This is a genomic window from Microcella alkaliphila (assembly GCF_004216855.1).
Lineage (GTDB): Bacteria > Actinomycetota > Actinomycetes > Actinomycetales > Microbacteriaceae > Microcella > Microcella alkaliphila.
In genome coordinates this window covers 360410-383999 of record NZ_SGXT01000011.1, presented here as the reverse complement: position 1 = coordinate 383999, position 23590 = coordinate 360410, and the positions used below count along the sequence as shown (strand labels likewise).

Annotated in this window: 19 protein-coding genes; 13 read left to right on the top strand and 6 right to left on the bottom strand. The window is 67.0% G+C overall.

From position 1 onward, the window contains the following. Positions 1–17 precede the first annotated feature (17 nt). The gene (locus tag EV140_RS02470) at positions 18–716 is read left to right on the top strand and encodes a coenzyme F420-0:L-glutamate ligase (protein WP_130280686.1); all 699 of its coding nucleotides are present in this window, start codon (positions 18–20) and stop codon (positions 714–716) included. Continuing rightward, positions 713–2305, top strand: a complete 1593-nt coding sequence (murJ, locus tag EV140_RS02465) for a murein biosynthesis integral membrane protein MurJ (RefSeq protein WP_130280684.1) — start codon at positions 713–715, stop codon at positions 2303–2305. The genes EV140_RS02470 and murJ overlap by 4 nt, the downstream gene beginning before the upstream one ends. Before the next feature lie 12 nt (positions 2306–2317). Here murJ and EV140_RS02460 read toward each other — a convergent pair whose 3' ends face one another. Next, entirely contained in the window at positions 2318–3283 is a 966-nt protein-coding gene (locus tag EV140_RS02460; protein ID WP_241971253.1) for a sugar-transfer associated ATP-grasp domain-containing protein, read from the bottom strand. A gap of 184 nt (positions 3284–3467) precedes the next feature. Here EV140_RS02460 and EV140_RS02455 point away from each other — a divergent pair, with 184 nt between their 5' ends. From EV140_RS02455 to EV140_RS02445, 3 genes are all read left to right on the top strand, one after another. Then, positions 3468–4541, top strand: a complete 1074-nt coding sequence (locus tag EV140_RS02455; RefSeq protein ID WP_130280680.1) for a sugar-transfer associated ATP-grasp domain-containing protein — start codon at positions 3468–3470, stop codon at positions 4539–4541. Positions 4542–4630: 89 nt separating this feature from the next. After that, positions 4631–5227, top strand: a complete 597-nt coding sequence (locus tag EV140_RS02450) for an alanine racemase C-terminal domain-containing protein (protein ID WP_130281055.1) — start codon at positions 4631–4633, stop codon at positions 5225–5227. Beyond that, the gene (locus tag EV140_RS02445) at positions 5224–6261 is read left to right on the top strand and encodes an alanine racemase (RefSeq protein WP_241971252.1); all 1038 of its coding nucleotides are present in this window, start codon (positions 5224–5226) and stop codon (positions 6259–6261) included. The genes EV140_RS02450 and EV140_RS02445 overlap by 4 nt, the downstream gene beginning before the upstream one ends. A gap of 51 nt (positions 6262–6312) precedes the next feature. Here EV140_RS02445 and EV140_RS02440 read toward each other — a convergent pair whose 3' ends face one another. Further along, positions 6313–6531, bottom strand: coding sequence for a DUF7455 domain-containing protein (locus EV140_RS02440; protein WP_130280678.1), 219 nt, complete (start codon positions 6529–6531; stop codon positions 6313–6315). A gap of 194 nt (positions 6532–6725) precedes the next feature. On the opposite strand from EV140_RS02440, the gene EV140_RS02435 reads away from it, so the two are divergent. Next, positions 6726–8807: a DNA gyrase/topoisomerase IV subunit B gene (locus EV140_RS02435; protein ID WP_130280676.1), complete on the top strand. Its 2082-nt coding sequence runs from the start codon at positions 6726–6728 to the stop codon at positions 8805–8807. Between the two features lie 6 nt (positions 8808–8813). Here EV140_RS02435 and EV140_RS02430 read toward each other — a convergent pair whose 3' ends face one another. Next, positions 8814–11282 carry a DNA gyrase/topoisomerase IV subunit A gene (locus tag EV140_RS02430; protein ID WP_130280674.1) on the bottom strand — a complete coding sequence of 823 codons (2469 nt, stop codon included), beginning with the start codon at positions 11280–11282 and terminating at the stop codon, positions 8814–8816. A gap of 12 nt (positions 11283–11294) precedes the next feature. Between EV140_RS02430 and EV140_RS02425 the strand changes: the two genes are divergently transcribed. After that, positions 11295–12425 carry an alkaline phosphatase family protein gene (locus EV140_RS02425; RefSeq protein ID WP_241971251.1) on the top strand — a complete coding sequence of 377 codons (1131 nt, stop codon included), beginning with the start codon at positions 11295–11297 and terminating at the stop codon, positions 12423–12425. Here the strand turns inward: EV140_RS02425 and sepH are convergent. Beyond that, entirely contained in the window at positions 12422–13504 is a 1083-nt protein-coding gene (sepH, locus tag EV140_RS02420) for a septation protein SepH (protein ID WP_130280670.1), read from the bottom strand. The genes EV140_RS02425 and sepH overlap by 4 nt on opposite strands. Before the next feature lie 201 nt (positions 13505–13705). On the opposite strand from sepH, the gene EV140_RS02415 reads away from it, so the two are divergent. Continuing rightward, complete coding sequence (locus EV140_RS02415; protein ID WP_130280668.1) at positions 13706–13993, top strand: DUF4193 domain-containing protein; 288 nt, start codon at positions 13706–13708, stop codon at positions 13991–13993. Between the two features lie 47 nt (positions 13994–14040). Here EV140_RS02415 and EV140_RS02410 read toward each other — a convergent pair whose 3' ends face one another. Further along, complete coding sequence (locus EV140_RS02410; protein WP_130280666.1) at positions 14041–14505, bottom strand: DUF3093 domain-containing protein; 465 nt, start codon at positions 14503–14505, stop codon at positions 14041–14043. A gap of 53 nt (positions 14506–14558) precedes the next feature. Here EV140_RS02410 and dut point away from each other — a divergent pair, with 53 nt between their 5' ends. From dut to dxs, 5 genes are all read left to right on the top strand, one after another. Next, positions 14559–14999 carry a dUTP diphosphatase gene (dut, locus tag EV140_RS02405; RefSeq protein WP_130281051.1) on the top strand — a complete coding sequence of 147 codons (441 nt, stop codon included), beginning with the start codon at positions 14559–14561 and terminating at the stop codon, positions 14997–14999. A gap of 11 nt (positions 15000–15010) precedes the next feature. Continuing rightward, positions 15011–15646, top strand: coding sequence for a DUF3710 domain-containing protein (locus tag EV140_RS02400; RefSeq protein ID WP_130281049.1), 636 nt, complete (start codon positions 15011–15013; stop codon positions 15644–15646). Continuing rightward, positions 15643–16383: a DUF3159 domain-containing protein gene (locus EV140_RS02395; RefSeq protein ID WP_130280664.1), complete on the top strand. Its 741-nt coding sequence runs from the start codon at positions 15643–15645 to the stop codon at positions 16381–16383. Before EV140_RS02400 ends, EV140_RS02395 begins: the two co-directional genes overlap by 4 nt. Positions 16384–16475: 92 nt before the next feature. Continuing rightward, complete coding sequence (gene acnA / locus EV140_RS02390) at positions 16476–19298, top strand: aconitate hydratase AcnA (RefSeq protein WP_198674318.1); 2823 nt, start codon at positions 16476–16478, stop codon at positions 19296–19298. Positions 19299–19387: 89 nt separating this feature from the next. Further along, entirely contained in the window at positions 19388–21340 is a 1953-nt protein-coding gene (gene dxs, locus EV140_RS02385) for a 1-deoxy-D-xylulose-5-phosphate synthase (RefSeq protein WP_130280660.1), read from the top strand. An 86-nt stretch (positions 21341–21426) separates the two neighbouring features. Here the strand turns inward: dxs and EV140_RS02380 are convergent, their stop codons facing one another. Then, entirely contained in the window at positions 21427–23589 is a 2163-nt protein-coding gene (locus tag EV140_RS02380; RefSeq protein WP_130280658.1) for a 3-hydroxyacyl-CoA dehydrogenase NAD-binding domain-containing protein, read from the bottom strand. Between the last annotated feature and the right edge of the window lies 1 nt (position 23590).

Sequence of the window (23590 nt, the reverse complement as noted above, 5' to 3'; positions counted from 1 at the left end):
GAGCAGAAAGCAGGACCATGACCGCGTCTCCCAACGAGGGCAAGGCGTTGACCATCGAGGTCGACGGTGAAACCATTCAGCGCATCCCGGTGAAGACCCACGTGGTGACAACCGACGACGACATCGTCGAGGTCGTCACGCGCTACGCCACCGAGCACCTGCGCGCCGGCGACCTGCTGTTCGTCACGGAGAAGATCGTCGCGATCAGCCAGGGGCGCTCGTACCCGGTCTCCGACATTCAGCCCCGCAAGCTCGCCACCTTCCTGTCAAAGTACGTCACGAAGACCTCGCACGGCATCGGACTCGGAATGCCCGAGACGATGGAAATGGCGCTGCGCGAGTGCGGAACCCCGCGCATCCTGTTCGCCGCCGCCGTCGCCGCCGTCACCAAAGCGGTCGGCCGCACGGGCGACTTCTACCGCATCGCCGGCCCCAAGGCGCGCGGCATCGATGGGCCGACCTCCGGAACCATCCCGCCCTACAACACCCAGGTCGTACTGGTGCCCGAGAAGCCGGCCGAGGTGGCGAAGACGCTGCAGTCAGCGCTCAGCCTTCCGGTCGACGTCGCGGTCGTCGACATCAACGACTTCGGCGGCAACATCTTGGGGTCAACCCTTGATCCTGACGGAGAACGCCGGTTGGTCCGGATTCTGCGTGACAACCCGCTCGGTCAGGGGCACCAAAGCACGCCCCTCGGGATCGTCCGATCCGTATGAGCCTGGCGCGCTCCAGCGCACTGATCGCCGCCGGCACCCTCGTGTCGCGTGTAACCGGCCTGATTCGTACGATAGTACTCGTCACAGCAATCGGAGTTATCGGCCCCGCAAGTGACGCCTTTGCAACCGCAAACCAATTGCCGAACACGCTGATCGCGATTATCTCGACCGGTCTACTGACAGGGGTGATCGTGCCCCACGTCGTGGCGCTCAGTGCACGATCTGACGGTGGCCGGGCGGTGCTGCCGAAGTTGATGACGCTGGGTGCTACCGGTCTTGCCATTGCAACTGCGCTTGCCATGCTCGCCGCCCCGTTCCTGGTGTGGCTGTTCGCCGCCAACTTCTCGGACGAACAACGCGCGCTCGCTGTCGCATTCGCGTACTGGTGTATTCCGCAGGTGTTCTTCCTCGGAATGTTCGCCCTCGTCGGGGAGACTCTCAACGCCCGGGGGGTGTTTGCCCCGTACGCATGGGCTCCCATTGCCAACAACGTCGTGTCGATTGCGGGTTTCGGGGTATTGATTGCGATCTTCGGGGCCGATCGTCGACAGCTCGAAGAGTGGGATCTCGGGAGTATCGCGCTGATTGGTGCCACGGCGACAATTGGCATCATCGCTCAGACCCTTATCCTCGCCGTATTCTGGCGCCGCACCGGAATTCCGCTGAGACCCGACTTTCGCTGGCGGGGAATTGGCTTGCGTGGCCTCAGCCGTCGTGCGAGCTGGACATTTTCGACCATGTTGATCGGCGTCGCCGCGGGGATCGTGCAACAACAGACGATCTCAGCCGCATCGGGTACTGACGCATCGATCTTCGTCTGGCAGAACGCCTGGCTGATCTACATGTTGCCTTACTCGCTGATCGTGCTGTCTATCGGCACTCCCTACTTCACCCGCATCAGTGAGCATGCTGCGGCGGGGCGCAACCGGCAACTTGTCAGCGACATCGATCAGTCGATACGAATGCTTACTATCTTCGTCCTCGTTGCTGTCGCGGGCCTGGTGGCGGCGGCGGCGCCCGCCACCCGTGTCTTCTCGAACTCGACAACCGATGCTCTTGCCTCGGCGCCCGTGCTGATCGCGTTTCTCGTCGGGCTCACGCCGATGGCGGTGCTCTTCATCGTGCAACGCACCTTCTACGCCTATGGCGACACGCGCACGCCCTTCTGGTTCACCCTTGTGCAAGGTGTGCTCGTAGTCGTCTTCACGCTGAGCGCCGCAGCCGTAGTTGCGAACGAGTCGCTGACGGCGTCGGTCGCCGCGGGACAAACCGTGGCCGGGTTGTTTCAGGTCACGGTCGCTGCCGTGCTGTTGCGACGCATGATTGGCCCGTTTGGTCTCGGCCGCACACTCGTTGCACTCGGTCGGTTCGTCTGTGCGGCGGCACTCGCCGCCAGCGCCGGCTTCGGTGTCTACATGCTGAGTGGGGGTGCCGAGGGGTGGATGCTCACAGACAAGCTCACAGGAGCCCTCGGCACGGTACTGATTGGCACTGCCTCGCTGATCGTCTATCTCGCCGTACTTGCGGCGCTTCGCACCCGAGAACTTTCGCTCGCCTTCGCCGCAGTGAGACAGCGCTTGGGTCACTGACGCGTCGGCGAATCAGACCTGTGTGGTGACGCGTCGACGGGAACGGCGGTCGAGTATTCCTGGGCCGACGGCCGCGCGATACCGGTGGAGGAGCCCGGTTCTAATACCGGAGGCTCGAGGCTTCATCTGAAAAACACTTGAGTTATGGTTGGCCTCGATCAGGATGGGCCGCTCTGCGGTGATCGCGATATCCCACCCCACATACGGCACCGTGGGTAGCCGACGGGAAGCATGTGTGACCAGCTCAACCGCCTCCCGGAAGTGGGGCACGCGAAAACCCTGGATGGCGACGCCTGACACGGGGTGCTTCGCGTAGATGTTCGATTGCTTGTCGACAGCTGGCCAGAGGGCGACACCGTCGTCATCCAGCATCGTGAACATGCCGCCGGCTGCGAAATTGTCGATGATTCCCTGATTGCCGATGCGGAGGACCGCGGCGATGAGATGGAACTGGTCTCGCGGGTCACGGTAGGTAATGAGCCGGATGGTGTTGACGCTGTGGGAGGCGAGGGCTGCGAGATCGGGGTGCTGAACAACGACTTCCTCGAGCAGCGTCTGATGTTTCTCGCGCAGCGACTGAAGGGTGGTTCCCACATCTGCGAGGACGTCCGTCGTGTCGAGGATGTCAATGCCGGCGCCGCCCTCGCCGTGCGGGGGTTTTGCCATAACCCGTGCGTGCCGGGAAAGGAACCGGCTAACCTCTTCCTCGCTCGCGTGTTGTGCATCGATCCACTCGCGACCGATTTCTGTCGCGAAGTCGCGGTAAAACCGCGGCTTGTCGCCCAGCAGCTCACGGGAGTTCGGAGCATTGAGCGTGCTATTGAGGCGAAACGCTTTGGGGTGGGTCATCCATGTGCGCCGCTCAGTTCCCGACAGCGTTCGGATGTCCCAGACCGCATAGTCGCGGAATGCCATTTCGTACCGCACGGAGCACCACAGCATGTCGAGGATGATGATGACCAGGGGGGCCTTCGACACCCGCTTCGCCTGCCGCGCACACTCGATGAGGTTCGCTGTGTTGAGGCGGAGAGCTCGCTCAGCGAGGTACCGCAAGCGCAGGCCGACTTGACGCACGCCGTTACGCTAACACGGGTTGCGAACCCTCTCGCTCGCGCGCGCCGCCACTATAATTGTGCCGCGTCCGTGGCGGGTAGCTCGCTGTGTGGACGAAGCACGGATCGAAGACAGAAAGGGCTACGCGCACACCATGGGAGTTGCCCTTTCTGCTCGTATTCGCTATATCGTCCGTCGTTTCCGGGCATTCCGATTCTCACGAGTCTGGGGTATTGCGACGCAGATCGCTGAGGAGCAGTCGGTCTCGCGCGTGCGGGTTTTCGTCGACATGCTCTTTTCGGCCGCGTTCCGTGACACGGCGTACATCGATTACTACGAGGCGGATTTTGCTCTCTTGAATCGTGCTGAGCGCGCGACATTCATGACCTCTCTTTTGCAGCACCACCTTGCGACAGCGCTCAATGATCGAGAAGCCGCGAAAACCTTAGAGAACAAGCTCTCATTCAACGTGGCGTTTTCAGATCTCCTGCACCGCGAGTGGATCGACATCAGAGCGGCGGGGGTTTCCGGCTTGCGCGAGTTCGCCGAGAGGCACCCCGTGATCATCGCGAAAGTGCCGGTGAGTCGCGAAGGCAAGGGTGTGTTTCGGTTCGATACGCGCGAGGTACGCGATTGGAGCGTTTTCTTCGACGAGCGGGTCGCGGCGGGTCAGCTGTTGGTGGAAGAACCAATTACGCAACACCCGGCGATCGCGGCCTACTGCTCGGGCACGGTCAACACAATTCGAATGACGACGTGGTTTGACGGTGCGGAGGTCCACCTCCTCGTCGCCGTGCAAAAGTTTGGCCGCGGCGCCGTGAGCGACCAGTTCACGTGGGGTGGTTTTTACACGATGCTTGACGACGACGGTGCGTCAGTGGGCCCTGGCTATACGGGAAAGCACAAGAGCCGATACGACACACACCCGGACTCCGGCGAATCGATTATTGACTACCGGGTTCCCCTATGGAACGAGGCTGTTGCTCTTGTGAAAGACGCGGCGCGACGCATACCTGAGGTTCCCTATGTCGGCTGGGATGTGGCGATAACCCCAGAGGGGCCTTTACTGATAGAGGGAAACTGGATACCCGGACTTTACGAAACGCGGGTGAGCGCCACCGGGTTACGTCGGGGCTCCCGGCCTCGGCACGAACCCCTCTTCGAGGCGGCCCGCAACCGGTGACTACCGCGCGCCGCGTTTCCTGGCCTCTCGTACCACGGAGGCTGACCGTTGAGGTGTCTCGGTCACGATTGCATAAGTGGCTTGCCGCCATGTCCGGCGACCATGTGCTCGATCTTCGTCATGACGCCTGGGGTATCGGACTCGAGCGAGTCTTGCCACTACTGGCTGAGAACCCTTGTGCTGTGTGCGTTGACGCGGCGGAAGGCGACCGGGCACGTGCGGCGGGACTTGTCGTTGTTGAGGCTTCACTGTGCGACAACCCTCTCGTCGCGAGGCGCGAGACGCTGAAGCCCCCTGTCATCCGTGTGTTGTCACGCGTCGCGACCACTAAGCGATTGCGGGCCGGAGACGGCGTTTCTTATGGCTTGACGTGGCGGGCTAAAACGGACACCACTGTGGCGCTGGTGGCTGGGGGGTACGCGCAGGGCGTTGTGCGCGCGCTCGGCAACCGTGCTTCGGTTCTCGTCGAGGGTGAGCGTGCGCCGATCGTTGGCCGGGTGGCGATGGACGTGTGCGTCATCGATGTCGGTTCCCGGGTCGTGCGATCAGGCACGGAGGTCGTATTGTTGGGTGATCCTGAAGCAAACGAACCGCCGGTGGCTGAGTGGGTGTCCGTGACCGGGCTCGCCCCCGACGAGGTGGTCATTCCGCTCTGCGCGCGCGGGACAGCTGTGGTCGTGCCGTGATTGGCCCCCGTCTGGAAATCGACCTGGCAGCCTTTCGACGTAATATTGACGTTCTCCGCGCCCGGGTAGGACCAGCTGACCTCATGCTCGTGGTCAAGAACGATGCATACGGTCACGGATTGAGCACGATCGCGACGGCTGCCGCCGATGCGGGCATTCGCTCATTCGCCACGTCAGACCTCGCGACGGGTCTCGCCACCCGCGCCGTTGTCCCCGCCGACACGCGCGTGCTCGCGTGGCCGACGGGGGAGCGATCCCTCCTCGCTGATGCGATCGCCGCCGAGATTGAGATCGGGGTCGGAGATTTTGAGCTGTTGGCGCTGCTCATAGATCGCCACGCCACACGGCGAACGCGAGTGCACCTTGAGGTCGACACAGGCCTCAGCCGTGGGGGGTTTCGCCCTGACCAGTGGAATTCGCTGGCGTCGACTGTGTCGGCCGCGGTGACGTCTGGTGCTATCGAGCTTGCGGGAGTGTGGAGTCACATTGCTGAGGCAAGCGATGATGACGATGATGACGCCCGTTCTCGGTACGACGAGGCGGTTCACGCGCTCACGACGGCGGGCCTCACGCCCGGCATTCGGCATTTAGCGGCGAGCGCTGCGTCGTGGGCGCGGCCCGAATTCCGTTACGACGCTGTGCGCATCGGAGCATTCGCCTACGGCATTCGCCCCGCCGGCGGGCCAGACAGCGCCACGCTGGGGATCCGCCCCATTGCGCGACTACTTGCACCCGTTGTGGCGGTTGACGACGCGGCTGTCACCGTCGCCGTTGGGTCCCGCGATGGTCTGTTTTCCTCGCTCGCTGGGGCCGTCGACGTCGCCACATCTGCCGGCCTGCGTCCCCTTCGAGAGGTCGGTGCGGAAGTCAGCCGCGTGGGCTCATGGCCGGGCGCGCGCGTCGGAGACACCGTCGAAATCTTCGGACCGGCGGTGGAGCCGACGGCACTCGCAGAAGCCGTCGGCACAATTGGTGAGGAGGTCGTAACTCGTATTGCTCCGTGGGTGCCTCGCACAACTGCGCTGTCACCATAGTTGCGGGTAGTGACTCGCGGTGAGGCCACACGCAGATGGGCTTGCGAGAGCCTACTTCCGGTGCAACTTGGCCGACTCGTCGTGCCAGGCAGTCGCCGTCGGCCTGATTGAGTCGCGGAACCGGCTGGCATGGTGGGCGCAGAAGAGCAGTTCACCCGTCGCGAGGGTCGCCCGCACGTAGGCTTGCGCGCCGCACGCGTCGCAACGATCGGTCGCGGTCAGGGGTGCCGGCGCGGTGACGCTCGGAGTGTCGGTCGTCAGCTGCGTCATGGTGGGCCTTCCTTCGTCGCGTCGTGATCGGGTTCCGGATGGCCTATTGCACCACACCGCACCGACCGAACCCTGCCAGTTGGCCGCCGTTTCGCTCAGCGCATAACGACGACCGCCCCTGCCGGCTGGGGGTCGTGCGAGCTCCCGGAGTGGTGCGCAAGCCCGTCGCCTCCCCGCGTCTACGCTGGAGGATCGTGGCTCACTCTGATTACTCCGCCCGGCACCTGTCCGTCCTTGAGGGACTCGAGGCTGTTCGCAAGCGCCCCGGCATGTACATCGGCTCCACTGATTCCCGCGGCCTCATGCACTGCCTGTGGGAGATCATCGACAACTCGGTCGACGAAGCCCTCGCCGGTCATGGCGACAGCATCGAGGTTCGTCTGCACGCTGACGGCAGTGTCGAGGTGCGCGACAGCGCCCGCGGTATCCCCGTCGACATCGAGCCGAAGACCGGCTTGTCGGGCGTTGAGGTTGTGTTCACGAAGCTGCACGCTGGCGGCAAGTTCGGCAGCGGCTCCTACGCCGCCTCGGGCGGTCTGCACGGGGTCGGCGCGTCGGTCGTCAACGCCCTCTCGGAGCGGCTCGACGTTGAGGTCGATCGCGGGGGCAAGACGTGGGCCATGTCGTTTCACCGCGGCGAGCCCGGCATCTTCGACGACGACGCCGACGGCCCACGCCCTGACGCGCCGTTCTCCCCGTTCATCTCGGGCAGTGAGCTACGGGTGGTCGGAAAGGTGGCCAAGGGGGTCACCGGAACGCGCATCCGGTACTGGGCCGACCCGCAGATCTTCACGAAGGGCACGGAATTCCAGCCAGACGAGCTGATGGCTCGAGCACGGCAGACGGCGTTCCTCGTGCCGGGGCTCTCCCTCTCCGTCACGGATGAGCGCGGCGAGCAAACGAGGACGGAAACGTTCCACTTTTCGGGGGGCATCAGCGAGTACGTCGACTACCTTGCGCCGGATTCGCCGTTGACCGACACCTGGCGCATCACCGGCAACGGCCACTTCACCGAGACGGTGCCGGTGCTCGACGCGCAGGGCCACATGACGCCGACCGAGCTCGAACGCGAGTGCACGGTCGACATCGCCCTGCGCTGGGGGACCGGCTATGAGACCGCTGTGCGCAGCTTCGTCAACATCATCGCGACGCCGAAGGGCGGCAGTCACCTGGCCGGCTTCGAACAGGGGCTGCTGAAGACCCTGCGGGCGGAGGTCGAGAAGAACGCGCGGCGCCTGAAGGCTGGCACCGACAAGCTCGAGAAGGACGACGTGCTGGCCGGCCTCACCGCGGTGCTGACGGTCCGCATCCCCGAGCCGCAGTTCGAGGGCCAGACGAAGGAAGTTCTCGGCACGCCGGCCGCACGGGCGATCGTCGCGAAGGTGCTGTCGGATGCCCTGAAGGCGCGTTTTGCGAGCACGAAGCGCGACGATAAGGCGCAGTCAGCGCTCGTGCTCGACAAGGTCGTCGCCGAGATGAAGAGCCGCATCTCGGCGCGTGCCCACAAGGAGACCCAGCGTCGCAAGAACGCACTCGAGAACTCCTCCCTACCCGCGAAGCTGGTCGACTGCCGCTCAAGCGATGTCGCCGAGAGCGAGCTGTTTATCGTGGAGGGCGACAGTGCGCTCGGCACCGCCAAGCTCGCCCGCGACAGCGAGTACCAGGCTCTCTTGCCGATTCGCGGCAAGATCCTGAACGTGCAGAAGGCCTCGGTGAGCGACATGCTCTCGAACGCCGAGTGCGCATCCATCATCCAGGTGATCGGAGCGGGCTCCGGTCGCTCGTTTGATCTCGACGCGGCTCGCTACGGCAAGGTCATCATCATGTCCGACGCCGACGTCGACGGAGCCCACATTCGCACGCTCCTGCTGACGCTGTTCTTCCGCTACATGCGCCCCATGATCGACGACGGTCGCGTATTCGCCGCCGTGCCGCCGCTGCATCGCGTCGTCGTCATGAACCCGGGATCGAAGCCGAACGAGACGATCTACACCTACAGCGAGAAAGAGCTGCAGGGTGTCCTCGCCGCGCTGAAGAAGTCGGGCAAGCGCTACCAGGACCCCATTCAGCGCTACAAGGGCCTCGGAGAGATGGATGCCGACCAGTTGGCCGACACGACCATGAGCCGCGCCCACCGCACGCTACGCCGGGTGCGCGTCTCCGACGCCGAGGGGGCGAACCGCGTGTTCGAGCTGCTCATGGGTAACGACGTCGCCCCGCGCAAAGACTTCATCATCGCGGGCCAGGGGCTCGACCGCGACCGCATCGACGTCTGAAAGCGGTCAGCTCGCCCGCGTGCCGATCGTGTCGACGGCGGCGTCGAGTGGCGTGCCCGAGCTGTCGCGCTTGGCTCCGCCCTCGGGCAGCGTGCGAGCCTTCCCGTCGGCCGCGACCGCCAGGGGGCCGACCCCGACGAACGCGAGTCGCAGCGTGTCTTCGCCTTTGAGGAAGGCGTGGGCGCGCACCCCGCCCGTCGCGCGACCCTTCGCCGGGAACTCGCTGAGGAACGAGCGCTTGGCACGCCCCGGCTCGACACCGGCCAGAGCCGCACTCGACCCCGACACGGTGACCACCTCGACCGCCTCGTCGCGAGGGGTGACGTGGAAGGCGATGACGCTCGCGCCAGCACCCAGCTTGATGCCCGCCATGCCGCCCGCGGGCGCTCCCTGCGGGCGCACGAGCTCGGCGGAGAAGCGCAGCAGCTGCGCGTCGGAGGTGACGAAGACCAGCTCGCTCGCGTCGGTCGCAAGCCCAGCCCCGACGACGGAGTCTCCGTCTTTCAGGCCGATGACCTCGCCGTCCGGCTTCGCCGCGTAGCTGCCCGGTGCGAGTCGCTTCACGACCCCGCCACGAGTGCCGAGCGCGAGTGGAGTCTCCGACGCCGGATCGATGATCGTCACGATGTGTTCGCGCGGGTCCGTCAGCCCTACGTACTCGGCCAGCGATACTCCGGCGGCGAGCTGCACCGACGTGGCCGGCACCGCCGGCAGGGCGTCCGGGCTGAACCGCACGAAACGACCACGATCCGTGATCGCGACGAGCTCCCCCCGCACCGTCGTCACGGCGGATGCGCGGATCGCGTCGTGCGCGACCCGGCGGTCCGTGGGCGGCTGGATGAGTGCATCCTCGTCGCCGATGTCGACGCGCAGCGCGCGACCGGTCGTTGACAGCAGCACGCGGCAGGGCGTGTCGGCAATCTCGAGGGAGGCGGCCGCCTGGGCGCGAGCGCGCGACGGCGGCGCGGTCGGCATGCCCTCCGTCAATAGCGTGCGGCGCGGGGTGCCGAGGCGAGCGGCGACATCGTCGAGTTCGTCGCCCACGAGGGCGCGCACGCGGGCCGGGTCGGCGAGGATCGCCTCCAGCTCGGCGATCTCGGCGCGTAGCTGGTCGCGCTCTGCCTCGAGCTCGATGCGGCTGAAGCGCGTGAGTCGACGCAGTCGCAGTTCGAGGATGTACTCGCTCTGCAGCTGGCTGAGGTCGAAGATCTCGATGAGGCGGGTGCGCGCCTGTTCCGCATCGTCGGAGGAGCGGATGACCTGGATGACCTCGTCGATGTCGAGGATCGCCACCAGCAGGCCCTCGACGAGGTGCAGGCGTTCACGGCGACGGTCGAGGCGATACTGGCTGCGCCGCGTGACCACCGACGTGCGGTGGTCAAGGTAGACGCGCAGCAGCTCGACGAGGCCAAGGGTTTGCGGCCGGCCGTCGACGAGCGCGACGGCGTTGATCGAGAAGCCGTCCTCGAGCGGCGTGTAGCGGTAGAGCTGCTCGAGCACCGCGTTCGGGTCGAAGCCGTTCTTGATGCCAACCACGAGTCGCAGGCCGTTCTTGCGGTCGGTGAGGTCGGTGACGTCACTGATGCCCTGCAGCTTCTTCGACTGCACGCCGTCCTTGATCTTTTCGATCACGCGCTCGGGGCCGACGAGGTAGGGCAGTTCGGTGATCACGAGGCCGCGTTTGCGTGCCGTGACCTGCTCGACGTTCACGGTCGCGCGCGTGGTGAAGCGCCCGCGGCCGGTCGCGTAGGCCTCCTTGATGCCGTCAAGGCCCAGGATGCGCCCCCCGGTCGGTAGGTCTGGCCCCGGGACGAAGGCCATCAGCTCGTCGAGCGTTGCATCGGGTTTGTCGAGCAGGTAGCGGGCGGCGGCCGCCACCTCGATGAGATTGTGCGGCGCCATGTTGGTCGCCATGCCGACCGCGATGCCGCTCGCTCCGTTGACGAGGAGGTTCGGGAAGGCGGCCGGCAACACCTCGGGCTGCGTCAGCTGGTTGTCGTAATTCGGCACGAAGTCGACGACGTCTTCGTCGAGACTCTCGACCATGGCGAGTGCCGCGGCGCGCAAGCGGGCCTCGGTGTAGCGGGCGGCGGCCGGGCCGTCGTCGAGCGAGCCGAAGTTGCCGTGGCCGTCGACAAACGGAACACGCATCGTGAAGTCTTGGGCGAGGCGCACGAGGGCGTCGTAGATGGCGCCGTCGCCGTGCGGGTGCAGCTTGCCCATGACCTCGCCGACAACGCGGGCCGACTTGACGTGGCCGCGCTCGGGGCGAAGCCCCATGTCGCTCATCATGTACAGAATTCGCCGCTGCACGGGCTTGAGCCCATCGCGAGCATCGGGGAGAGCGCGAGAGTAGATGACCGAGTAGGCGTATTCGAGAAATGACCCCTGCATCTCGTCGGCCAGATCGACATCGTCGATGCGTTCGGCCGGGGCGGGGGAGTCGGGGAGCTGGGGGGCTGCGGGGGGAGTCATAGGATGGCGCCCATGCTACCGGCGCCCCCCGGCTCGACCCGGACACTCGGCGACGTGTTGTCGAGCGCGTTGTCGGCGGTTCGAGGGGACGACAACCCCCTTGCGCTTCCCGCCGTGCGCTCCGCCGCCGTAGTGCTCGTCGACGGCCTCGGCGCGCAGCCGCTCGTGGCCCATCGCGGGCACGCGCGCCACCTCACGGCCGCGATACCCCGGCGCGGCGGGACGATCCACTCGGCTTTCCCGACGACGACTGCTTCGGCACTGGCGACCCTCACCACGGGGCGCCCGGCGGGCGAGCACGGGCTCGTCGGGTACTCGGCCCACGACGCGGCGGGTGACCGCGTGGTCAACATGCTGACCGGCTGGGACTCGTCCGCGCATCCCGAGGTGTGGCAACGTCACGAAACCCTGTTTGAGCGCGCGGCGGGCCTCGGGATCGAGCCGATCGTTGTCGCGGCCCGCCGCTACGCCGACTCTGGATTCACGCGGGCGGTGCTGCGCGGAGCGCGCTTTGTTTCGGCCGAGTCGATCGCCGATCGTCTCGATCGCACGCGCGACCTTCTCGCTGGCAACGAGCCGTGCCTGATTTACACGTACCTGCCTGAGCTCGACAAGGCTGGTCACGCCGCCGGGACAACGTCGGCGCGCTGGCTGCACCGCCTGGAAGAGCTGGATGCGGCGCTCGCCCAGCCGCTCGCCCCGCCCGGCACGGGCGCCTTGCTGACGGCCGATCACGGGATGCTCGACATCGCCCCGCACGCCCGTCGCGTCGTCGCCGCCGACGACGAGCTGTGGCGGGGAGTGCGCCACGTGGCCGGCGAGCCGCGCTGCCTGCACCTCGTTGCGGACGACCCCGCGGAGGTGGCGGGCATTCATGCGCGCTGGACCGCCCGAGAAGCTGCCCGATCGTGGGTGGTCACCCGCGACGAGGCCATCGCGGCCGGCTGGTTCGGCAGCGCCGTCGATCCAGGCGTCATCTCCCGCATCGGTGACGTGCTTGTCGCCGCGCGCTCCGCCGTCGTCTACTACGACGAGCGCACGGCCACCGACCGCTCGCTCGCCATGGTCGGACAGCACGGCTCGTTTTCGGACGCCGAGACCCGCGTGCCGCTGGCGCGCTTCGGCGCGTTCGTCCGGTCCTAGGCCGGGTCGTCGTCGGGACGAGCGCCGAAGACGATCTCGTCCCAGCTCGGCATCGCCGCGCGCCCGCGCTTCACGGAGGCGGGCTTCGTCGGGGGCTCCGCAGGCGAGCTCGCGCTCGAGGAGGCGGGAACCGCAGCTCCGTCGGGCAGATCACCGTCCATGCCGATGAGGGTGGGCGCATCCGCGGTATCAGACATGTCCGCTTCGTCGCGATCGAGCGGAACCTCGATGACCCGGATGGAACCGGTCGACGGATGCGCCGCGCGCGCCGCATCACGCTCGTCCTGCGGTGCAGGCTCACGCTCGCCCCGGCGGCGCCGCAGCGCTTCGAGGAGGTCGGCGGTCTGACCCATCGCGGGCCGCGGGACGTCGTCGGGGTCGGTGCGCACGCCGACGCGCGAGGGCGTGGCCGGGGCAACTGCCTCGGGGCCGATCTGGAAGGCGCCCGAGTCGAAGCGGCCGGACGGCTGGTCGTCGGCGGGGTCTGTCGTGACGGCCCGGAGGCGCGGCAGGGCGGTGGTAGGGCCGTCGCCCTGCTGTGACAGCGACTGCGCCTCGTGGTTCGCGGGCGACAGTGTCGACTTCTTGGGGTCGAAGCTCCACAGGGCCTCGCGCGACACCTCACCGTCGAGGAAGGCGACGCGGATGGTCCACAGCGCGTCCTTCTTCCAGCTCGCCCAGGCGATCTCGGTCGCCCCGAGCTCGTCGAGACGCTGGTCGATGACGCCCCCGAAGGTGTGGGCGGCAACGCCCGACTCGGTGTCGGCGGCGACGGCGACGGGAACACTGCGCGCTGCCGTCACGACGTACTCGCGCTCGGCGAGCACGGGGCCCTCGAAGCGTTGCACGTATTCGAGGGCCTCACCGGTGGCGGCCACCACCTCGGCGGCCGACAGGCCCGCACGAATCTGCGCCTGGATCTCGCGCGGCGACACGCGATGCGCGGCGGGCTGAGCCGGGCGGTTTTGCCGAATGGCGGTGTGCAAGGCTTCGGTGATCGGCACCCGGTAGCGAGTACCGTCGTCCCCGACGACGACCAGTGCGCCGTTCTCGGCGCCAATAACGGTCAGTTCTTCCATGGCGTTGTCTCCCGACTGCGCGGATGCTGCGCACAGCATGCCACGCGCATGCCCGCCCGCCCGGGAATACGGCGGGCGTGCCGGAAGTTGCCTCGACACGCAGGCACAAACAGCGAACCCCGTTTGCGTTTCGGCGGGGCGTCCTGCAAACTATCGCCGCCCCCCGCGGCCCCCGGCAGTACACATGAGAGTGGATGAGGCATGGCAACCGACTACGACGCTCCGCGCAAAACGGACGATGACACCGATTCGATCCAAGCGCTTCAGGAGCGAGTTCCCGACAAGATGTCGGGCGTCGTCGACGTTGACGATGCCGACAATCCGGGCTTCGAGCTCGCCGGACAAGACCTGGCCGACCTCGATCTCGACGTCGTCGTGCTGCCCCCGCAGGCCGACGAGTTCACGTGCGTCAGCTGCTTCCTCGTGAAGCACCGCTCTCAGCTCGACCACCAGGAGAAGCTCGGGCCCGTCTGCGCTGAGTGCTCGTAGTTCTCACGCTGCGCTTCTGGCTCTCTGATCGGCGCCACGGGCCGCGTCTAGCGACTTTCTGACGCCTCGGTGCTCTTCCGGGCGACGCTGATCGCGGCGATCAACTCCTCAGGACGCCGCGTCGAGACCACCCAGTACGGTGTCGGGTCCTCAGGGTCGGTGATGTCGAGCCGCACGACGGGGCCGACGTCCCCGCGGAGCAGGAGCCAGGCCCGTGCATCCAAGAGCGGGCCCCGTTCGGCGCGCGCGTCCTCGCCCGCCGCCGCGCGCATGTCGCCGATCAGGGCGACCGGAATGCGCGCCTTTCCCGCCTGCAATGTTCCGTCGGCCACGCGAATGGTCGGCGCCGAGCCGATCAGAAGAAGGAGGGAGCCGGAGACGAGCGCGGTCGCCGTCACAACGCCGGCGATGAGGCTGATCGGCTCGAACACCAGCAGAGTCGCCGGCACAATCAGCGCGATGATGGGGTACCACCAGAGGGCGGGCCAGAGGCGCTCGCGGAACTGCTCCATACCCCTATTCGACCATGCACTAGCCTTCAGAAGTGCCCGACGTCGAGATTCTGATGACCGGTGACCGCGCGCCCGTGGTGGCGCATCCGGGCGATGCGGGTGCGGATCTCGTCGCATCCGAATCGGTGACGATCGCTCCCGGCGAGCGCGCGACGGTCGGCACCGGCCTGGCGATCGCCTTGCCCGACGGCTACGCCGCGTTCGTGCTTCCGCGCAGCGGACTTGCCGCGAAGCACGGCATCACCGTGCTGAACGCCCCGGGAACCGTGGATGCGGGCTATCGAGGCGAGATCCGCGTCACGCTCCTCAATACGGATGCTCGCGAGCCGTATTCGGTCGCGCCCGGTGACCGCATTGCCCAGTTGGTGATCCAGCGCGTCGAACGCCCCATGTTTATTCCCGTCGAATCCCTTCCCGGTTCACACCGCGGACAGGCGGGCTTTGGCTCAAGCGGCTACCGTAGTGAGCCGTCGCCGAGTGAAGGAGTTCTGTGACTGACACCGCCATGACCGACGGGCCGCTTCCCGAAGACGCGAAGTCGGCGCCCGCCGACCGCGCCGAGAACGGCCCCTTTGACGAGTCCGAGGCGAACGCCGTCCGGCCCTACGTCGACCTGGGTGCGATTAAGCTCGTTCCCCGACCCGAACTGCAGCTGCGGCTGGAGGTCGAGGAGGCCACGAAGCGCGTCGTCGCCGTCGGCATCGACTACCAGGGCTCGACCCTGCAGGTGCAGGCGTTCGCGGCTCCGCGCTCCACGGGCCTCTGGCACGGGGTGCGCGGTCAGATCGAGCAGCAGATTCGCTCGCAGGGCGGCGAGATCAGCGAGCGCGACGGCGTGTTTGGACCGGAGCTGCTCGCGCGCATTCCCGTGCAGGCTGACGGCCAGGCGTCGACCCGCATCGCCCGCTTTGTCGGTGTTGACGGACCGCGCTGGTTCCTCCGCGGCGTGATCGCCGGGCAGGGCGCGGTCGACCAGGCCGCCGCGGAGGCGATCGACGACGTGTTCCGCAGCATCGTGGTGGTTCGCGGGTCGACGCCCATGCCGCCGCGCGATCTCATCCCTCTGCAGGTACCCGCCGGAGCGCAGGGCGCCGCCGGTGCGAGCGCCGGTGCGGGGCCGCAGCCCACCGCATCCTCATGACCGAACGGGCGGACGAGCGAGCGACCGGCGCCGAGTCGGCAGGCGACGAGGAGCCCGGCGCGGACGCTCCCGACCTGCAGGCGACCCTCGCCGAGGCCGCGCGCCGATCGGGTTTCGGTCGCGTCGAGCCGGGGGAGCGGCCGACCGCCCACGCACTGTGGGGCGCGGTCGGCGGCGTGCGCGGGCTCATCGAGTCGCTGCTGCCCGGCTTTCTCTTTCTCGTCGTGTTCACCATCACCGGCGAGGTGGGTCCGTCGGTCCTCGTGCCGCTCGGGGTGGCCGTGGTTTTTGTGCTCGTGCGCGCCATCACGCGAACGCCGATCGCCCCGGCGATCATCGGTCTCATCGGGATCGCGCTCTCGGCGGGCCTCGCCCTCTTCACTGGCCGCGCCGAGGAGAACTTCGTTCTCGGCTTTGTGATCAACACTGTCTGGCTCGTGGCTTTGCTCATCAGCCTCGCCGTCCGGCGCCCCCTCATCGGCGTCATCACGGGACTCTTGACGGGCGATGCCGAGTGGCGATCGGACCCGGCAAAGCGCAGCATCCTGACCCTGACGACCTGGCTCTGGGTGGGGTTGTTCTCGCTGCGTCTGGGCGTTCAGGTGCCCTTCTACCTCGCCGAGAACGTGACCGCGCTGGCCGCCTCTCGGCTTCTCATGGGTCTGCCGCTCTACGCCGCCGTGCTGTGGGTGACGTGGCTCATGATTCGCGCCGTGTACGCCCGCTCGCGGGCATGACCGAGTGCTAGCATTAAATATCTCGACATCAAGATAAATAGGGGTCGTAGGCGACCGATGCGACGGACACCCCGTCGCGCAACCGCGAAAGGATGGACGTCGTGTCCGCAGTCAACTCATTCTCCGCGAAGGACACCCTCACGGTCGGAGAGACCGAGTACGAGGTCTTCCGCATCGACGCCGTGGACGGCTACGAGAAGCTTCCCTTCAGCCTGAAGGTGCTGCTCGAGAACCTGCTCCGCACCGAGGACGGCAAGAACGTCACCGCTGAGCAGATTCGTGCTCTCGGCTCGTGGCAGCCGACCGCCGAGCCCGACACCGAGATCCAGTTCTCGCCCGCGCGCGTCGTGATGCAGGACTTCACCGGTGTTCCCTGCATCGTCGACCTCGCGACCATGCGGGAGGCCGTCGCCGAGCTCGGCGGCGACCCGAAGAAGATCAACCCGCTGGCGCCGGCCGAGCTCGTCATCGACCACTCGGTCATCGCCGACCTCTTCGGCACGCCCGACGCGCTCGAGCGCAACGTCGAGATCGAGTACGAGCGCAACGGTGAGCGCTACCAGTTCCTGCGCTGGGGCCAGACGGCCTTCGACGACTTCAAGGTCGTGCCCCCGGGAACCGGCATCGTGCACCAGGTGAACATCGAGCACCTCGCGAAGGTCACCTACACGCGCACGGTCGACGGCGTGTTGCGCGCCTACCCCGACACCTGCGTCGGCACCGACTCGCACACGACCATGGTCAACGGTCTGGGCGTGCTCGGCTGGGGCGTCGGCGGCATCGAGGCCGAGGCGGCCATGCTTGGCCAGCCCGTGTCGATGCTGATCCCGAAGGTCGTGGGCTTCAAGCTCTCCGGCTCCATCCCGGCCGGCGTCACCGCGACCGACGTCGTCCTGACGATCACCGACATGCTCCGCCAGCACGGCGTGGTCGGCAAGTTCGTCGAGTTCTACGGCGAGGGCGTCGCGCAGGTTCCGCTCGCGAACCGCGCCACGATCGGCAACATGAGCCCCGAATTCGGCTCGACCGCCGCCATGTTCCCGATCGACGAGGTCACCCTCGACTACCTGCGCCTCACCGGCCGTTCGGCCGAGCAGGTCGCACTGGTCGAGGCGTACTCGAAGCTGCAGCACCTGTGGCACGACCCGAGCGTCGAGCCCGAGTTCAGCGAGTACATGGAGCTCGACTTGTCGACGGTCGTGCCGTCGATCGCCGGTCCGCGTCGTCCGCAGGACCGCATTGAGCTGACCGCGGCGAAGGAGACCTTCGAGCGCGACCTCGTCGACTACGCGGGGGCTACCCAAAGCGCCGTCGACGCGGCGATCGAAGGCACCTTCCCGGCCTCCGACCCGGTGGGCTTCACCCCGGAGGACGAGGATGCGGAGCAGCAGCGCGTGCGTCGCGAGCGTTCGAAGTCGCCGACCGCCGCGTCGAAGCCCGTCGATGTCACGGTGGGCGACAGCGAGTTCACGATCGACCACGGTGCGGTGACAATCGCGGCGATCACGTCGTGCACGAACACCTCGAACCCGTCGGTCATGCTCGCGGCAGGTCTTCTCGCACGCAACGCCGCCCAGAAGGGACTGAAGGCGAAGCCGTGGGTGAAGACCACGCTTGCTCCCGGCTCGAAGGTCGTCACCGACTACTATGAGAAGGCCGGCCTCACCGACGATCTGGAGGCCCTTGGCTTCTACACCGTCGGCTATGGCTGCACGACCTGCATCGGCAACTCGGGCCCGTTGGCCGACGAGATCTCCGAGGCGATCAACGCGAACGACCTCGCCGTCACGGCGGTGCTCTCGGGTAACCGCAACTTCGAGGGCCGCATCAACCCCGACGTGAAGATGAACTACCTCGCGAGCCCGCCGCTCGTCATCGCGTATGCGCTCGCTGGCTCGATGAACTTCGACTTCGAGAACGACCCGCTCGGCACCGACAGTGAGGGCAACGAGGTCTACCTCCGCGACATCTGGCCCGACGCCGACGAGGTGCAGAAGACCATCGACGCGTCCATCGACACCGACATGTTCTCCACGCAGTACGCCTCGGTGTTCGACGGCGACGAGCGCTGGCGGTCGCTGCCGACCCCGGCCGGCGCCACGTTCGAGTGGGACACCGAGTCGACGTACGTGCGCAAACCTCCGTACTTCGAGGGCATGACGATGGAGACGACCCCGGTCGTCGACATCGCGGGCGCCCGGGTGCTGGCGAAGCTGGGTGACTCGGTGACCACCGACCACATCAGCCCCGCGGGCTCGATCAAGGCCGACACCCCTGCCGGCCGCTACCTGACCGAGCACGGTGTCGAGCGCAAGGACTTCAACTCCTACGGCTCGCGTCGTGGCAACCACGAGGTCATGATTCGCGGAACCTTTGCGAACATCCGCCTGAAGAACCAGCTGCTCGACGGCGTCGAGGGTGGCTACACCCGCGACTTCACGACCGACGACGGCGCTCAGTCGTTCATCTACGACGCCAGCCAGAACTATGCGGCGGCCGGCACGCCGCTCGTCGTTTTGGCCGGCAAGGAGTACGGCTCGGGATCGAGCCGCGACTGGGCCGCGAAGGGTACGAGCCTGCTTGGCGTCCGCGCGGTCATCGCCGAGAGCTTCGAGCGCATCCACCGGTCGAACCTGATCGGCATGGGCGTTGTGCCGCTGCAGTTCCCCGCCGGCGAGTCAGCCGAGAGTCTCGGTCTCGATGGCACGGAAGAGATCGCGATTTCGGGCATCACCGAATTGAACGAGGGGCGCACCCCCCGCACCGTTCGGGTCGTCGCGACTCCTACGGCGCACTCGCCCGCCGGCAAACAGCCGGTCGAGTTCGACGCGGTTGTCCGTATCGACACACCCGGTGAGGCCGACTACTACCGCAACGGCGGAATCCTGCAGTACGTGCTGCGCAGCCTGGTCTAGGCGCGCATCCCGGATTCATCCAGCGAACCCCCAGAAATCTGCCGCGGCTTTGCGGCGCGCGCTCTGCTGGAAACCCGTATCGTGAAGGGATGGAGCTACTCCGAACGATCCGTGAACCCCGCGACCTCGACGCGCTCACCCACACCCAGTTGGAGCAGCTCGCCGACGAGATTCGGCGGTTCTTGGTGGCTGAGGTATCGAAGACGGGCGGCCACCTGGGCCCGAACCTCGGCGTCGTTGAACTCACCCTTGGCATTCACCGCGTCTTCGACTCTCCTAGCGACGCGATCGTGTGGGACACCGGCCACCAGTCGTACGTACACAAGCTCGTCACCGGCCGACAAGACTTCTCGCGCCTGCGTCAGAAGGACGGGCTGGCCGGCTACCCGCAACGGGCGGAGTCACCGCACGACATCGTGGAGAGCTCTCACGCCTCCAGCTCGCTGAGTTGGGCCGACGGCATTTCGCGCGCCTACGAGATGACCGGCCAGGGCGATCGCCACGTCGTCGCTGTCGTGGGGGATGGTGCGCTCACCGGCGGCATGACCTGGGAGGCGCTGAACAACATCTCCGATGACAACAGCCGCAACCTCGTCATCGTCGTCAACGACAACGGGCGATCGTACGCCCCGACAATCGGCGGCATGGCGCGCTTCCTGTCGAGCGTGCGCACGCGCCGGTCGTACCGCACGTTCCGGCGCCGCACCGAGGCGATGTTCGACCACCTTGGCTCGCCCGGCCGCGCGTTCTACCGCGGTGTGCGCGGCGGCCTGCACGGCTTCCTCTCGCGCTTCACGAACAACGAGGCGCTGTACTCGAACCTCGACATCAAGTACATCGGGCCGATCGACGGGCACGACATTCGCGACGTCGAGCGCGCCCTGCGGCAGGCGAAAGACTTCGAGGCGCCGGTCATCGTGCACGCCATCACGCAGAAGGGCAAGGGCTACGAGCCGGCCCTCGCCGACGTCGCCGATCAGTTCCACGCGGTCGGGCAAATCGATCCCGAGACGGGGGAGTCGATCGACACCGCGAGTGCGCCGTCGTGGACGAGCGTGTTCGCCGATGAGCTCGTGCGGCTCGCCGATCGCGACGACCGCCTCGTGGGGATCACCGCCGCGATGTTGCGCCCGACCGGGCTGCACAAGCTGGCCGAGAAGCACCCGCACCGCGTTTTCGACGTGGGCATCGCCGAACAGCACGCCGTCGCGTCTGCCGCGGGCCTCGCCTACGGCGGTCTGCACCCGGTCGTCGCCGTCTACGCGACCTTCATCAACCGCGCCTTCGACCAGGTGCTCATGGACGTCGCCCTGCACAAGGCCGGTGTCACGTTCGTGCTCGACCGCGCCGGTGTGACCGGCCCCGACGGCGCAAGCCACCACGGGGTGTGGGATCTTTCGATTCTGCAGGTCGTTCCCGGCATTCGCCTGGCGGCACCGCGGGATGCGACGCGACTGCGCGAGGAACTCGCAGAGGCGGTCTCCGTTGACGACGCCCCCACGGTCATCCGGTTCTCGAAGGGCAGCGTCGGAACGGAGTTCGACGCGGTCCGTCGCACCGACGACGGCGTCGACGTGTTGCGTGAGGCACCGCACAAGGATGTGCTCATCGTGACGGTAGGCCCGATGGCAAAGCTGGGGCTCGAGGTCGCCGACCGACTGGCCGACCAGGGCATCGGCGCCACCGTAGTCGACCCCCGCTGGGTCGTTCCGGTCGCGGGTAGCATCATCGCCCTGGCGCGCGACCACCGGATCGTGGTGTCCATCGAGGACGGCGTTCGCGTCGGCGGTATCGGCACCCGTATTCGGCAAGTCCTGCGTGCCGCCGGTGTCGACACGGCCGTCGATGAACTGGGACTGCCGGACGAATTCCTTGAGCACGCCACGCGCGGTGAGATCTTCGAGCGGGTGGGTCTCACGGCGCAGGCCATCGCGCGCGACCTCGTCGCGCAGGTGCTGGGCACCCGCATCCCGGTGGCGCGCCCGTTGCCCGACGACGCGACGATCGACACAACGGCGAACGACCGCAGCGCGCAGCAGTAGCTCAGGCGCTCGATCACGACGAACGGCCCCCGGCCCCTCGCAGCGAGAGGGACCGGGGGCCGCGGTCTGTCAGCGGTGGGGTGCCGCTACGACACGCCCTGGATGCGCGGGTCGTGGAAGGTGCCGCCGAAGGCGCGCTCCGACGCTCCGACGCGGTCGAGAAACGGCGTCACGCCGCCCATCTGGAAGGGCCACCCGGCGCCGAGAATCATGCACAGGTCGATGTCTTCCGGGGCTTCGACCACCGTGTCCTCGAGCATCCGGTGAATCTCGTCGGCGAGGCCGTCTTCGAGGCGGACGGTGAGCTCCGTGACCGAGTAGGGGCGAGCATCCGCCGGACGGTGCTTCTCGACGATCGCGATCGCCTTCTTGTCGATGCCCTTCGCCTGCCCCTTGCTGTCCTTCTCGAGCAGCACGCCGGCGTCGGCGAGCTCGTGCAGTGCCTTCGACTCGAAGAAGCGGTCGGGGAACGCGCCGTGGTGGGTGTCGAGCACGTGTGCCCCGACTTTGAGCCCCACGAGGTCGAGCAGCACGAACGGGTCCATCGGCAGGCCGAAGTGCTTCTGCGCGGCCACCACATCCTCGAACGGGGTTCCCTGCTCGACGGCGTGCATCGCCTCACCGAGGAGCTTCGCGAGGATGCGGTTGACGACGAAGCCCGGCGTGTCTGCGGTGATGACCGCGTTCTTGCGCAGCTTCGCGGCCGTCGCCATCGCCGTGGCGAGCGTCGCCTCGTCGGTGTGCGGCGTCTTCACGACCTCGATCAGCGGCATGACGGCCACGGGGTTGAAGAAGTGGAAGCCGACGACGCGCTCGGGATGCGAGAGCTTCGCGCCGATCTGCTCGACCGACAGCGACGACGTGTTCGTGGCGAGAACCGCCTCGGGGGAGATGATCCCCTCCATCTCGGCGAACAGGTCTTGCTTGATTGTGAGCTCTTCGATGACGGCCTCAATGACCCAGTCGCAGTCGGCGAAGTCGCCCTTGTCGACCGTGCCCGTCACGAGTGCGCGCAGCTGGTTGGCCTCGTCAGCGTCGAGGCGACCCTTGTTCTCGAGCTCGGTGATCTCGCCGCGGATGTAGTCGAGACCTTTGTCGACGCGCGCCTGGTCGAGGTCGGTGATGATCACGGGCACCTTGAGGCGCCGCACGAACAACAGCGCGAACTGACTCGCCATGAGGCCCGCCCCGAGTACGCCGACCTTCGTGACCGGCTTGGCGTGCTCCTTATCCGGGGCGCCGGCCGGCTTCTTCGCGCGCTTCTGCACGAGGTTGAAGGCGTAGATCGACGCGGCGAACTGGTCGCCGGACACGAGGTCGGCAAGCGCCTCGTCTTCCGCGGCAAACCCGGTGGCCTTGTCGCTCGACTTCGCCGCCTTCAGCAGGTCGAGAGCGGCGTACGGCGACTTCGCGACCGTGCCGATGCGCTTCTCGAGCATCTTGCGCGCGATGCCGATCGCCGCATCCCACTTCACGGCGCGCTCGAGCTTGCCGGGCGCGTTGGGGCGCTTCACGCTGATCGACCCGGTGATGACGCCGTCGGCCCAGCGAATCGAGTCCTCGAGGAAGTTCGCCGGGGAGAACATCACGTCGGCGATGCCGAGTTCGAGAGCCTGCGCGGGCTTCAGGGTGCGGTTGTTCTTCAGCGGGTTCTCGACGACCACCTTGAGGGCGTTCTCAATACCGATGAGGTTCGGCAGCAGCCACGCGCCACCCCAGCCCGGGATGATGCCGAGGAACACCTCGGGGAGCGCGAGCGCTGCGGCGCTCGAGTCGAGCGTGCGGTAATCGCAGTTCAGCGCCACCTCGACGCCGCCGCCCAGGGCGAGACCGTTGATGAAGCAGAACGAGGGCACGCCGAGCTCGCCGAGCTTGCCGAGCGCGTAGTGCCCGAGCTGCGCCATCTTGAGCCCCGCGTCGCGGTCGGGCAGGTCGCCGACCTTCGACAGGTCGGCGCCGGCGGCGAGAATGAAGGGCTTGCCGGTCACGGCAACTGCCTGTATCTCTCCGGCGGATGCACGCTGGCTCAGCTCGTCGAGGACCCCGGCGAGCTCGAGCAGCCCCTGCGGGCCGAGCGTGCTCGGCCGCGTGTGGTCGCGTCCGTTGTCGAGCGTGATGAGGGCGAGGGTTCCGCCGCTCGGCAGAGCCACGTCGCGCACGTAGGAGTGCGTGACGACCTCGTCGTCGCTGAGGGCGAGGAGAGAGTCGAACTGCTCGCGGGTGTATTGGCTGACGGCACTCTTCGCCACG